The organism is Proteus sp. STS61-E (assembly GCF_040932335.1).
GTDB classification, from domain to species: Bacteria; Pseudomonadota; Gammaproteobacteria; order Enterobacterales; family Enterobacteriaceae; genus Proteus; species Proteus mirabilis_B.
In genome coordinates this window covers 156523-171139 of record NZ_JBFQGE010000008.1, presented here as the reverse complement: position 1 = coordinate 171139, position 14617 = coordinate 156523, and the positions used below count along the sequence as shown (strand labels likewise).

The window sequence follows — 14617 nt, the reverse complement described above, 5'->3', positions numbered from 1 at the left end:
TATATTGCTCACTTAAAGCCACTATACAAGCTTTTCAGCAATAGAGATTAAGAAGGAGTGGTTGAACATGAGTTTACAAACAAATTTAAAAGGCCGCTTACGAAACACTTCGTTGCCCAAAAATCACGGCTTAATGCCTGTGTTTGAAGCAGTGGTAAACTCCATTCACTCTATTGAAGAGATGGATAATTTACCCGATGGAAAGATCATTCTCCGTATTAATCGCGCTACTCAAGGTATCTTAGATTTAGATGTAAAATCCCAACTACCAATCACCGGCTTCAGCATAACTGATAATGGCTGTGGTTTTAACGAAGCCAACGTTAAGTCGTTTAAAACTCTCGATTCAGACCATAAAATTGATAAAGGATGCCGAGGAGTTGGCCGTCTGATGTGGTTGAAAGTATTTGGCTTAGTTGAAGTGGAAAGCCACTTTTTCGATCTTGATGGTGAACTTAAAAAACGCGTATTCCGCTTTGACGATAAATCAGGAATCCATGATGAGAAACTTGTTGAAGTCACATCTAAAAAACCAGGTACCCTTATCAAGCTGATTAATTTTGATGAAAGCTTCCGAAAACAAGTTCCTTCAAAAGGTCAGTCTATTGCCAATCAGTTGCTGGAACATGTACTTTGGTATTTTGTACGACAAGGAAGTGCTCCCCAGATACTTCTAGAAGACTCGGGCGAAGTTTTTGACCTTGATCATTTACTCGAAGAGCATATGCATGCCAGCGCATTTCTCGAGACTATTACAATTCGGGACTACAAATTTGACTTAACCCATATCAAGTTTCGTGCATCCGTTAATAAAAAACATCAACTAGCACTTTGTGCAGCGAATCGACTTGTTAAAGAAGAATCCATTCAGGGAAAACTACCGGGCCTCTACGGGAAAATTTCAGATGCTTCTGGTGAATTCACCTATACCTGCTACGTATCTTCCGAGTATCTCAATCAACATGTTCGCAGTGAACGTACTTCGTTTGATATAGCCGAAGATGTTGAAGATATGCTCAACGAAGTGACTTTCAAAGATATTCGAGAAGCTATATTGGCTCGAACCAAAGAGTACTTGCAAGATGTTCTGACAAAAAATGTATCGGCTGGTCGAGCTCGAGTGGATGATTTTATCGATAATCATGCACCACGCTATCGCCCTATTACTAGTTATGTTGCAGAAGATTTACTGATTGTTGATCCAGAGAAATCAGATAAAGAGCTAGAGCTCCACCTTCATGCTCAGTGGTATGAAGTAGAGCGCCAGCTAGTAAACGAAGGCCACGATATTATGCAGCCTCAAAGTAAAGAACACGTAACAGAGTACAAGGAAAGATTAGGAGAGTACCTACGTAAAGCAGGAGACCTTAAAAAATCAGACCTTGCCAATTACGTTTCACACCGCAAAGTAATTATCGATCTACTACAAAAATCTATAGAGCGGCTAGAAGATGGAAAGTACGCCCGTGAAGATATGATTCACGAGCTGATCATGCCTATGCGCAAAGATTCCAGTGAAGTTTTCCTTGATTCTTGCAATTTTTGGTTAATCGATGAACGTTTGGCATTTCATAATTATTTAGCTTCTGATAAAACTCTCAATTCAATGCCTATTACTAGCAATAACTCTGCGAAAGAACCTGATTTACTCGGAATTAGAGTGTTTGATAATCCGTTTCTTGTTAACGACCAGAGCAGCTTCCCACTAGCTGCTATTACTGTTATCGAAATCAAACGACCAATGCGAAATGATATGCGAGAAGGTGAAGATAAAGATCCTATTGATCAAGCACTAAGTTATTTAGAGCGAGTACGTGAAGGAAAGGTAACTACAAAGAATGGCCGACCAATTCCAGGTAATCATGATATACCTGGCTATTGTTACGTTCTTTGTGACCTCACTGAATCTATGCACCGACGCTGTCGTCGGGGCAATTTGCGGATCACATCTGATGGAATGGGTTATTTCGGTTATAACGACCCTTCCCATGCTTATATCGAAGTGATTAGCTTTGATCAATTGGTGAAAGCTGCTGGAGAGCGTAATCGTGCATTCTTTGACAAACTTGGATTGCCATCTGCTTAGAGAGTCTGCTTCCCTTTACTTATTTTCGATATAATATGCATGAAATAGCGAATATAATCTATCTTACAAAGCCATCTATACGCATTTACGTAAAGATGGCTATTTATCACTAAAAATTCACACTAATCACATTATCCAGCCCCCTCTCCAACTCATCCATGTAATCCGCATACCGCTGCATCATTTCTCTGTGCCTATCTACATACTGAACATGGTTATACATGCCGTTCTTATCGATATGTGTGAGCAGAGTTTCAACCCATGCTAAGTTAAAACCTTTCTCATGCAAGATAGTCCCCATCTCGGGCAGAAATCATGTCCTGTTTGTCTTCCCTCATACTCAAGCAATTAAATAACCTGATTTACGCTTTCTTTACTGTCCAGCTTTTGATGAGCATTTAGCGAGGTATGTAAAACTGTATTTGCATACATCACACTCTCTCATTGTTTAATTTTGCAAAACTAAACGGCGAAATCTCCTTCTCCCTATTTGCATCCAAATAATCCGCCCACCACTGCACCATCAATCTCCTTTCCTCAATATGCTCTGCTTTATGGATATAAGCAGCTCTTACTGAGTTACGTTCTTGGTGGCTCATCTGCCTTTCTACTGCATCCTTCGACCATAGCCCTGACTCAATCAGCGAGCTACATGCCATTGTTCTGAAACCATGACCACACACTTCCGTTTTAGTATCATAGCCCATCACACGTAATGCGTTGTTTACCGTGTTTTCACTCATGGGTTTTCTGGGGTTATGATCACCGATAAAGATCAAATCGTGATTACCGCTAAATTGATAGATCTGCTTTAAGATCTCAATAGCTTGTCGGCTTAATGGGACTAAATGAGGGGTACGCATTTTTGATCCGCGATGGGAGTGCTTAACCCCTTCTATCGCTTCGCGTTCAGCAGGGATCGTCCACATGGCATTATCAAAATCGATTTCTTCCCAACGGGCGAAACGCAGTTCACTGGAACGAATAAAGACTAATAAGGTGAGTTTGACTGCAAGTTTAGTTAAAGGTCTTCCCTTATAATCATCGATGCGTTGTAAGAACTCGGGTAGACGTTTGAGTTCTAAAGCGGCTCTGTGGACTCGTTTACCTGTAGCCACAGCACCTGCCATATCTTGTGCTGGGTTATAGTCGATTAATCCGCTTTGTACGGCATAACGCATTATGGCTGTCACACGTTGTTGTAGACGTGCCGCCACCTCAAGACGTCCAGACATCTCTACGGCTTTAATCGGTTCAAGGAGGTCGCGAGTTTTCAGTTCAGCAATATTACGCTTACCAATAGCAACAAAGATATTGTCCTCAAGGCTTTTGAGAACTCGATGGCTATGGCCTTCTGACCACTTTTTATTGGTCGCGTGCCAATCGCGAGCTACCTTCTCAAAAGTATTAAATTCTTTTTGTTGTTCTTCCTTTAATTCTTTCTTGAGTTCACGTGGGTCGATACCTAAAGCAACTTGCTTTCTAGCGGCATCCCTTCTTTCTCTTGCATCCGCTAAGGAGATTTCAGGGTATACACCAAAAGCCATTAAATGTTGTTTACCGCCAAAGCGAAAACGGAAGCGCCAATATTTAGAACCATTGGGGTGAACATAAAGAAACAAGCCATCACTGTCTGTCAGTGTATAAGCTTTCTCGTCTGGTTTAGCAGCTCGAACTTTCGTATCGGTTAATGCCATATTCTTTATCCTCTCACCTTTGAGCAAGCATATACTCTAAATAATTCGGATTACATGTAGGCGGCAAGTGAAGATAGCCGAGGAGCATAGATGGCTATGTGACTCGGATAGCGGAACGAAGCCAACAACCATGTAATTCGAAGTATGACGAGTATACATTCATTATCGAAGCGACGTATATACTCAGTTATATACTCACTCGGAGGTTGATGTGGGTTGAGTTAGATTGACATGCATTGACTGAAAATACGGGGAAAGCCTTGCAAACACTGGATTTTAGATACAAAAAAAGACGTCTGTTGACGTCCATTGATGTTCTTATGGTGCCGAAGGCCGGACTCGAACCGGCACACCCGAAGGCGGTTGATTTTGAATCAACTGCGTCTACCAATTTCGCCACTCCGGCACTGAAGTGTGTCTGGAAAACCTGCCCATTATACTTGCGTGAACAGCCCTCGCAACAATTATTGTTAGTTTTCAGTTTGATTGGCGAAAAAAAGTGCATTTGAGGTTTGTTGCTATCATAAAACACGATTTATAGGTGACATCAAGGTATCTATTGTTAATGCTTTAATCATATTGTATCGATAAATCAATTATCTCGTCGTTCTTGTATTTAAATTTAGTCATTATTTTATTTATACTTTCTTACCTCTTATTTTTTATTTTAAATATTACATCATCATTATATAAGTTTATTAAAACTAATTTAATCAATCGTTATATTTTAAATCATATAACGATAAATAAAAAAAGGATCAAAACTTGGGTTAGTGTTTTGATCCGACAGTACTGCTAATAGAGGGCTTAATTTTATTTTAATGACTATAAGTTATTTTTGTAGTGTCACTGCCCTTTTCTTCCCTGGTGTGAGGAAGAAGGTAGTTATGTTTTATTAATATAATGTACTTGTTTATCTATACTACATATTATTGATATAAGGATTTACTACTATAACAAGGTACTTCTTACTACTACATAGGAAATTACTATTTAACACAAAGGTACTTATTTACTGCTTTAACGAAGGTACTACTATCTAATATAAAGGTACTTATTTACTACTTTAACGAAGGTACTGCTATCTAATATAAAGGTACTTATTTACTACTTTAACGAAGGTACTGCTATCTAATATAAAGGTATTTATTTACTGCTTTAACGAAGGTACTACTATTTAATATAATGGTGTTGAAATATTACTACTAATATATAAATTATTTATTATTGAAGAGGCTATTTTATAATATGCCTTCTTATTACTTCACTCTATTATTGCTGTGTTATCTTTGCTCTGTAACGCTTATATTCTCAGTCTCTCGACTTGATGAAGCTATAATAAATTTAATTTCACAATCCCACAATCACTAAATTATTACAAAATATGACACACTCTTATATTATCTTTATAAAACACTAAAAGAATCATCCAAAAGCAGCACCTATTAAATTAAAACACTGATAATGTTAATTTATGAAAGATATAATACCATTAATTAACATTTTCTTGATATACATATCCTAACTTAATAATAAAGAAAAGCTAATAATAGGGTTAAAAACTAAGATAAACCGAGGGAGATTGTAACTTAACGCTAATACTTACCTCATTTTTAGAGGAGAAATATGAGAGAAATGTCTTTTTATGATGCAGTTTTTCTTCACTATCTTTTTCTTAGAGACAATTTGACACATTTAATGCCAACTTTTTGATAACAGGCTCTTGCACTGATAGACATTCTTATTTCTGATAATATAATCAAAATTTGGTTTAAAACTGATTAGAAGGCGGTCTTATGGGCATTGTTGGCTGGATTATAACGGGCATATTTGTTGGTATTATCTTAGGTGCCGTATTAAAAATGATAAAGAAAAAATAGCGCGATAGAAAGGCACCAAATTAAAACATAAACAATCTTATGTTGATCGCATTCCTTTCACCTCACTGACTTCTGTTGAAAGTAAAAATGAAAAAACATTTTCTAAAGTATCTTATGATCCCCGTCGCTTTACTGACATTGAATGCGTGTAGCCAACGTTCGTCATTACCACCAGCGACACAACCGTCTATGTTAAATCAACAGAACAATGTGCCTGAATTGACGCAATGGCCTACAGCATTAAGCCCTAATGTACGTAATGCAAGTGCGTTGTTTGATAAATACGCTTCACAGATTTATCAAAAGAGTAATCCTCAAGGTATGGTTATTGTCATGATCAATAACTCTCAAACCTTAAACCGTTCTTTTGGGACGACAACACCTGAAAGTCGCAATGCACCATCAATGAACTCACTGATCCGTATCGCTTCTATCACAAAGCTGATGACCAGTGAAGTAATGTTAAAGTTACAAGATGATGGAAAATTATTAGTCACCGATCCACTGCAAAAATACAGCTACTACGGCGTAAATATCCCATTAGTCAGCTCTCAATCCCCTATCCGTCTTTATCATTTAGCAAGCCATACTAGTGGCTTTCCACGAGAACAACCCGGTGGAAAATGGGGAAGACCTGTTTTTATATGGCCAACACATGGCGACCGCTGGAACTGGTTGAAAAAAGCAACTCTGACATCAACCGCAGGGGATCAAGCCGCTTATTCAAATCTAGCTTACGATCTATTAGCGGATGCCTTAGTGAAAGCATCGGGTAAAAGTTATCCTCAACTTTTACAACAATATGTTACTCGACCTGCGGGTATGACTAATACCACATTGACTCCGACCCCAGAACAATGCCAACGGCTATTAGTAGGATATAAACCAAGCCCATGTTCTGACACTATTGCAGCAGCTGGAAGTGGCGGTGTGTACTCAACACCAGCAGATATGCAACGTTGGATGCAAGGCTTTTTGACTTCTCATAATGCCATGCGAAAAGCAACCGCAAGTAAAGAGCAATCTGTCTACTTTCCTCGTAATCGACTCTCTTCAATAGAAGGAATGGACGTTGCAGGTCGTGCTGATGGCGTAGGTTTAGGATGGGTTTATATGGCTCCCGCTAATGGTATTCCAGCGATTTACCAAAAAACTGGGGGCGGTGGTGGCTTTAATACTTATATGGCAACCATTCCTGAATTGAATATCGGTGTATTTGTGGTGATCACCCGTAAACCTAACGGCACTAAATTTAGTGAAGTGACTCAGGGTACTAATGCGCTTGTTCGTGCTTTAGCAAAAGATTTTTATCAGTGATCGCATATCCAATAGCGATAAAAAAAGCGCCTTATAAGGCGCTTTTGTTTTTCTTGGCTGATATTACTTAGCGATTACGCTTCATCAATAACCATAAACTTAATGTTAGGAAGAGCATTCCCGGCACTAATGCTGCAATCACTGCGGGTATGCCATAAACCAAGCTTAATCGTCCTGAAACCTCATTGACGATATAGAATAAGAAGCCAAAAGAGATACCCGTTAAGACTCTTAATCCCATTGGTACTGTACGTAATGGGCCAAAAATAAATGACAACGCCATCAACATCATTACTGCAACAGAGATTGGAGCAAAGATTTTTTTCCAGAAATTCAGCTCATAGTTTGCTGATTCTTGCCCACTCTGTTTTAGATATTTAACGTATTGATAGAGTCCACTGATTGATAATGCATCCGGATCTAACGCCACAACACTTAGTTTTTCTGGCGTTAGTCGCGTTGGCCACTCCAGTGATACCTGTTTTTTACCTGTGATTTTTTGTGGATTAGTTAAATCTGACTGCTCAACTTGCTTTAACATCCACGTTTTTTTATTCACATCGTAGGTTGCACTTGATGCATAGCGTACCGTTTCTAGTTTTCTATCATTATTAAAATCATAGAGTGTGATGCCTTGCATCTCATTTTGGCTCTTTATTCGGTTGATATGAATAAATTGGTTGCCATCTTTAGCCCACATACCACGGTTAGTAGAAACTAAAGAGTTACCCATGATTTTTTCAGCGCGATAGTTACGTGCGTATTGCTCACCTTGTGGTGCGCCCCATTCACCAATGAGTACTGTTAACAATACTAATGGAATAGCGGTTTTCATCACAGAGCCTGCAATTTGCAAACGGGTGAATCCTGACGCTTGCATCACCACCAGCTCACTGCGTGTTGCTAATGCGCCTAATCCTAATAACGCCCCCAATAAGGCGGCCATAGGAAAGAAAATCTGCACATCTTTAAGGATATTTAAAATGGCATAAATACCCGCATCCAGTGTGGTGAAATCCCCTTGCCCTACTTTACGGAGTTGATCGACAAATTTGATAATGCCGGATAGTGAAACCAGCAAAAATAGTGTCATCAAAATTGACTGTAAAATAGTACGCCCGATATATCTATCTAATACACCAAACATCAGGCAACTCCTTTCTTAAAGCGAGCACGGAATTTACGCATAGGCAAGGTATCCCAAACATTCAATAAGATAGCCAAGGCAAGATAAACACCATTAACACTCCACATTGCAATGAGAGGGTCCAATTTTCCTTTTTCACCATTAGAGTGCAATGAACTTTGTAGTAAGAAGAACACCAGATAAAGCAGCATGGCAGGCAGCATACTTAATACGCGACCTTGGCGTGGGTTTACCTCACTTAAAGGTACGACCATCACAGCCATAATGACGACAGAAAAAATCAAGGTTAAGCGCCAATGGAATTCAGCGATAGATTCTGTTTCATTAGAATGCCAAAGCTCAGTCATCGTTTTTTGCTCTACACGATTACTGCTAATGGTAGATTCACGGTGCCCAATAACGGCTTGGTAGTCATTAAAATCGGTAATACGAAAATCACGCAATACTGCCGTACCTTCATAGCGAGTTCCCTCACTTAATACGACTATCTGATTCCCGTTAGGTAATTCTTTGGTATAACCTTTATCTGCCACCACGACAGAAGGACGCTGATCTTGTGTTGGACGCAACTGTGCAAGGAACACATCTTGGAATTGGTTTCCTTTTACACTACCAAGATAGAGCACCATATTGCGGTCACTGGACATTTTAAATTGCCCTTCCATCAATGCAGCTAAACTTGGGTTTGCTTTAGCATCCTCAAGGACTTGCTCTTGATGCACCGAAGACCAAGGAATAAGCCAAATGACATTTCCTGCGGCTAATGCGCTGGTCAGTAATGAGAGCAACAGTGCGGCTTGCACTAATGCTTTCTTACCTATTCCGCACGCATTCATGACGGTTATCTCACTTTCAACATAAAGTTTGCTGTAAGTCATCAGAAGCCCAAGAAAAAGGCTTAATGGAAGAATAAGCTGTGCCATCTCAGGAATTCCCAGCCACAGCAGAGAAATCACGAGGTTTGTAGGAATGTTACCTTCAACAGCAGCCCCTAAAATTTCAACCAGTTTCTGGCTAAAGAAGATAAGCATCAGAATAAATAAGATGGCTATCTGACTTTTAAGGGTTTCCCGAGCTAAATATCGAATTATAATCACGCTAGTTATGCCTGTGAAAACTTGTCTTTTTGCAGGAAAATCGCTAACTTCGTTGTATATCTATCATTTGTGCATCTCAGTTAGACATTCTTGCAGCCCAAATGATATCAAAACATGCTATAAACAGGTTCCCAATAAGAACAAGCTTATAAGTTAGCTAAATTAGTTGTGTTCAATTAATGCATTTAGCTTAACATAAAAAGTAAACTTTCTATGGGGTAGATTAATGCGGATCACTATTCTAAACGATACTTTCCGTTTTTGTCTTTAATATTCAGGAGAACGCATGGAGTTTAATGTAAAAAGCGGCAGCCCAGAGAAACAACGCAGCGCTTGTATTATCGTGGGGGTGTTTGAGCCTCGTCGTTTATCTCCGATCGCGGAGCAACTTGATAAAATCAGTGATGGCTATATCAGCGCCCTGTTACGCAGAGGTGAACTGGAAGGCAAAGTCGGACAATCATTGCTGTTACATCATGTACCAAATGTTCTCTCTGAGCGCGTTTTACTGATTGGTTGCGGTAAAGAGCGTGAATTGGATGAACGCCAGTATAAACAGATCATTCAAAAAACCATTAACACACTCAACGAAACTGGCTCGATGGAAGCCGTATGCTTTCTGACTGAGTTACATGTTAAAGGTCGTAATAATTACTGGAAAGTGCGTCAAGCGGTTGAGACTGCAAAAGACTGCCTCTATACCTTTGATCAACTGAAAAGCAATAAGACAGAATTACGTCGTCCATTACGTAAGATGGTCTTTAATGTACCTACTCGTCGTGAACTACCAAGTGGTGAGCGCGCAATTGCACACGGCTTAGCTATCGCATCAGGTATTAAAGCATGTAAAGATTTAGCTAACATGCCACCAAATATCTGTAATGCTGCTTATTTGGCGTCTCAAGCTCGTCAATTGGCTGACTCATCTTCAAATGTTTCTACGCGTGTTATTGGCGAAGAGCAAATGAAAGAGCTCAATATGAATGCTTACCTTGCGGTAGGTCAGGGCTCTCAAAATGAATCGTTAATGTCGATTATCGAATATAAAGGCAATAAAGATCCTGAAGCTCGCCCAATCGTATTAGTGGGTAAAGGGCTGACATTTGACTCGGGCGGTATTTCTATCAAACCTGCTGATGGCATGGATGAGATGAAATACGACATGTGTGGTGCAGCAACCGTTTATGGTGTGATGCGTGTTGTGGCTGAACTCCAGTTGCCAATCAACGTTATTGGCGTACTTGCAGGTTGTGAAAACATGCCGGGTGGAAAAGCGTATCGCCCTGGTGATATTTTAACAACTATGTCAGGCCAAACTGTTGAAGTATTAAATACTGATGCTGAAGGTCGTTTAGTGCTGTGTGATACGTTAACTTATGTTGAGCGCTTTGAGCCTGAATTAGTTGTCGATATCGCCACATTAACAGGTGCTTGTATGGTGGCTTTAGGGCATCACTACAGCGGATTAATGTCTAATCATAACCCGTTAGCACATGAATTAATGAATGCATCAGAGCAAGCAGGTGATCGCGCTTGGCGTTTACCATTAGGCGATGAGTTCTATGAACAAATCGAATCTAATTTTGCTGACTTAGCAAATACAGGTGGCCGTTTAGGTGGCGCAATTACTGCCGGTTGTTTCTTAGCGCGTTTTGCGACTAAATATAACTGGGCTCACTTGGATATTGCAGGTACCGCATGGCGTTCTGGCAAAGCAAAAGGCGCAACAGGCCGTCCTGTTTCTTTATTGTCTCAGTTCTTACTTAATCGCGCGGGTTTGAATAGCGACGATTAATACCGCATAATTATCAGGGTTAAGGTATTACCCTATTATTATGGTAAATAGAGCAGACTCCAAGAAGGGTATTGCAACGCAATACCCTTCTGTTATCGGGATATCATGAAAAACGCCACGTTTTATTTAATGGAACACCCATCAATACACGATGATTTACAGGCTCATGAGTGGCTTGCCTGTCAACTTACCGCTGAACATTGGCGATTAGGCAAACGCATTTTGTTGGTTTGTGAGTCTCAGGCTCAAGCTGAATTGCTTGATGAGGCATTATGGGCAAGAGAACCTCATCAGTTTGTTCCTCATAATCTTGCAGGTGAAGGCCCTCGTTATGGCTCTCCTGTTGAATTATGTTGGCCTGGAAAACGTGGTAATGCACCTCGTGATCTCTTGATTAATTTGCAATCGCAATTCGTAGACTTTGCCACAGCTTTCCATGAAGTGATAGACTTTGTACCTATTGATAAACAATTGAAACAGTTGGCGCGTGAACGATATAAAATTTATCGTAGCGTCGGCTTTACTTTGACAATGGCTACGCCGCCAACCTATTGAATACGTAAAGAATATGGAAAATAAATCCGCACCGAAAGAGCCATCGCTCGACACAACATATAATCCAGCAGAGATTGAACAACCTCTGTATCAGCATTGGGAAAAAAACGGCTACTTTAAAGCCAATGGCGATACAACGAAAGAAAGCTTCTGTATCGTGATCCCACCACCAAACGTCACAGGTAGCCTGCATATGGGCCATGCTTTCCAGCAGACCATTATGGATACCATGATCCGTTACCAGCGCATGCAAGGTAAAAACACCTTATGGCAGTCAGGGACTGACCATGCGGGCATCGCGACTCAAATGGTCGTTGAGCGTAAAATTGCTGCTGAAGAAGGTAAAAACCGTCATGACTACGGTCGTGATGCGTTTATCGACAAAATTTGGGAATGGAAAGCGGAATCAGGCGGTAACATTTCTAACCAAATGCGTCGTTTAGGTAACTCTGTTGATTGGGAACGTGAACGTTTCACGATGGATGAGGGCTTATCTAAAGCCGTTAAAGAAGCTTTTGTTCGCTTACATAAAGAAGATCTCATCTACCGTGGCAAACGCCTTGTAAACTGGGACCCTAAATTACACACGGCGATTTCTGATCTTGAAGTTGAAAACCGTGAAGTTAAAGGATCTATGTGGCATCTGCGTTATCCTTTAGCGGATGGGGCAAAAACAGCAGAAGGTAAAGATTACCTGATTGTTGCAACAACACGTCCTGAAACCATGTTAGGTGATACCGGTGTTGCTGTTAACCCTGAAGATCCTCGCTATAAAGATTTAATTGGTAAAGAAATTATTCTACCAATCGTTAACCGTCGTATTCCTATTTTAGCGGACGAACACGCAGATATGGAAAAAGGGACGGGTTGCGTAAAAATCACCCCTGCTCACGACTTTAATGACTATGAAGTTGGACGTCGTCATCAATTACCAATGATTAATATCATGGATTTTGATGGCAATATCCGTGTTAGCGCAGAAGTATTAGACACCAATGGTGTTGAATCTGACGTTTACAGCACTGAAATTCCAGAAGCCTACCAAGGTATGGAACGCTTTGCTGCTCGTAAAGCAATGGTCGCTGAATTTGAACGTCTAGGTTTATTAGAAGAGATCAAGCCTCACGATTTAACCGTACCTTATGGCGACCGTGGTGGCGTGGTTATCGAACCTTTATTAACAGACCAATGGTATGTTCGTGCAGCACCTTTAGCGAAACCAGCCGTTGAAGCTGTTAAAAATGGCGAGATCCAATTTGTACCAAAACAGTACGAAAACATGTACTTCTCATGGATGAATGATATCCAAGATTGGTGTATTTCTCGTCAACTGTGGTGGGGTCACCGTATCCCTGCTTGGTATGACAACCAAGGCAACGTTTATGTTGGTCGTGATGAAGAAGAAGTTCGTCGTGAAAACAATATCGCCGCTGATGTCGCATTACGCCAAGATGATGACGTACTGGATACGTGGTTCTCATCTGCACTGTGGACATTCTCAACATTAGGCTGGCCTGAAAACACTGAAGCACTAAAAACATTCCATCCAACGAATGTATTAGTCAGTGGATTCGATATTATTTTCTTCTGGATCGCTCGCATGATCATGATGACCATGCACTTTATCAAAGATGAAGACGGTAAACCGCAAGTTCCATTTAATACGGTTTATATGACAGGTCTTATTCGTGATGAAGAAGGCCAGAAAATGTCAAAATCCAAAGGTAACGTACTTGATCCTCTGGATATGATTGACGGTATTTCATTAGAGAACCTGTTAGAAAAACGTACTGGTAATATGATGCAGCCACAAATGGCTGAAAAAATTGCTAAACGTACTAGCAAAGAGTTCCCAGAAGGTATTGAAGCACACGGTACAGATGCTCTGCGCTTTACCTTAGCGGCATTAGCTTCAACAGGTCGCGATATTAACTGGGATATGAAACGCCTGTCTGGTTACCGTAACTTCTGTAACAAGCTGTGGAACGCAAGCCGCTTTGTTCTGATGAATACTGAAGATCAAGATTGTGGCTACCAAGGTGGTGAGATGACATTCTCACTGGCTGACCGTTGGATCTTAGCTGAATTTAACAATACCGTTAAAGCCTATCGTGAAGCGTTAGATAACTATCGTTTCGATATCGCTGCCGGTATTTTATATGAGTTCACTTGGAACCAATTCTGTGACTGGTATCTTGAGCTATCAAAACCTGCGGTACACAAAGGTAATGATGCACAAAAACGCGCAGCACGTCATACACTGATTGAAGTGTTAGAAGGCTTACTGCGTCTTGCTCATCCAATTATTCCATTTATCACAGAGACAATCTGGCAACGTGTGAAGGAAGTTAAAGGCATTGAAGGTGAAACCATCATGCTACAAGCTTTCCCTGAATTCGATGCTTCACTGGTGGATGAACAAGCACTGAACGATCTGGAGTGGATCAAGGAAGTTATCGTTGCGGTTCGTAATATCCGTGCTGAAATGAATATTGCTCCGGGTAAACCACTTGAAGTTATCTTACGTGGTGCCGATGACAATGCGAAACGTCGCGTTAGTGACAATATTGGTTTCTTAAAAGCAATGGGTCGTTTAGCCGATATCCGTCCATTAGCAGAAGGTGAAGAAGCGCCATTATCAGTAAACAAACTGGTTAACGGTGCAGAATTGCTGATCCCAATGGCAGGCTTTATCGATAAAGATGCAGAGCTTGCACGTTTAGATAAAGAGCTTGAAAAAGTAGAAAAAGATATCACAACTTTAGACAGCAAATTATCTAACGATGGCTTTGTTAGCCGTGCGCCAGAAGCGGTTGTTGCTAAAGAGCGTGAACGCTTAGCGACATGCTTAAGTGCAAAAGAGAAGCTAATCGCACAGAAAGTCTCTATCGCCTCTTTATAAGCACTATCGCTTTAAAGACGCTGAGATTGATAATGAAAACCCGCGTATATCGCGGGTTTTTACTTAGTCTCTTTCAGCCAAAAAATAAAACCATTTTTCACTTCATTTCTTATTATTCACGGTTCTATTCTCGTCAATACG

Annotated in this window: 8 protein-coding genes, 1 tRNA gene and 1 pseudogene; 5 read left to right on the top strand and 5 right to left on the bottom strand. The window is 40.5% G+C overall.

The genetic code is table 11. From position 1 onward, the window contains the following. Positions 1-67 precede the first annotated feature (67 nt). Positions 68-2086, top strand: a complete 2019-nt coding sequence (locus tag AB4J89_RS17220; protein ID WP_131680038.1) for an ATP-binding protein — start codon at positions 68-70, stop codon at positions 2084-2086. 109 nt (positions 2087-2195) lie between these two features. Here AB4J89_RS17220 and AB4J89_RS17215 read toward each other — a convergent pair. The 3 genes and pseudogenes from AB4J89_RS17215 to AB4J89_RS17205 form a co-directional block, all read right to left on the bottom strand. Continuing rightward, positions 2196-2464: pseudogene (locus tag AB4J89_RS17215) on the bottom strand (integrase); the annotation flags it as partial. A gap of 53 nt (positions 2465-2517) precedes the next feature. Continuing rightward, on the bottom strand, positions 2518-3783 hold the full coding sequence (locus AB4J89_RS17210) for a tyrosine-type recombinase/integrase (protein ID WP_368470058.1): 1266 nt from the start codon (positions 3781-3783) through the stop codon (positions 2518-2520). Positions 3784-4104: 321 nt separating this feature from the next. Further along, positions 4105-4189 (bottom strand) — tRNA-Leu (locus AB4J89_RS17205). 1561 nt (positions 4190-5750) lie between these two features. Between AB4J89_RS17205 and ampH the strand changes: the two genes are divergently transcribed. Next, positions 5751-6980, top strand: a complete 1230-nt coding sequence (gene ampH, locus AB4J89_RS17200) for a D-alanyl-D-alanine-carboxypeptidase/endopeptidase AmpH (protein ID WP_368470056.1) — start codon at positions 5751-5753, stop codon at positions 6978-6980. Positions 6981-7047: 67 nt separating this feature from the next. On the opposite strand, the gene lptG is transcribed toward ampH, so the two are convergent. Both lptG and lptF read right to left on the bottom strand, forming a co-directional pair. Continuing rightward, positions 7048-8127 (bottom strand): LPS export ABC transporter permease LptG, encoded by a 1080-nt coding sequence (gene lptG / locus AB4J89_RS17195; RefSeq protein WP_088493951.1) that lies wholly within the window; start codon positions 8125-8127, stop codon positions 7048-7050. Beyond that, positions 8127-9224, bottom strand: coding sequence for an LPS export ABC transporter permease LptF (gene lptF, locus AB4J89_RS17190; protein ID WP_088493952.1), 1098 nt, complete (start codon positions 9222-9224; stop codon positions 8127-8129). Before lptF ends, lptG begins: the two co-directional genes overlap by 1 nt. A gap of 286 nt (positions 9225-9510) precedes the next feature. On the opposite strand from lptF, the gene pepA reads away from it, so the two are divergent. The 3 genes from pepA to AB4J89_RS17175 all read left to right on the top strand — a co-directional run bounded on the left by pepA (position 9511) and on the right by AB4J89_RS17175 (position 14476). After that, positions 9511-11019, top strand: a complete 1509-nt coding sequence (gene pepA, locus AB4J89_RS17185) for a leucyl aminopeptidase (RefSeq protein ID WP_088493953.1) — start codon at positions 9511-9513, stop codon at positions 11017-11019. Between the two features lie 105 nt (positions 11020-11124). After that, on the top strand, positions 11125-11574 hold the full coding sequence (locus AB4J89_RS17180) for a DNA polymerase III subunit chi (RefSeq protein WP_368470053.1): 450 nt from the start codon (positions 11125-11127) through the stop codon (positions 11572-11574). A 13-nt stretch (positions 11575-11587) separates the two neighbouring features. Then, positions 11588-14476: a valine--tRNA ligase gene (locus tag AB4J89_RS17175; protein WP_088493954.1), complete on the top strand. Its 2889-nt coding sequence runs from the start codon at positions 11588-11590 to the stop codon at positions 14474-14476. Positions 14477-14617 lie beyond the last annotated feature (141 nt).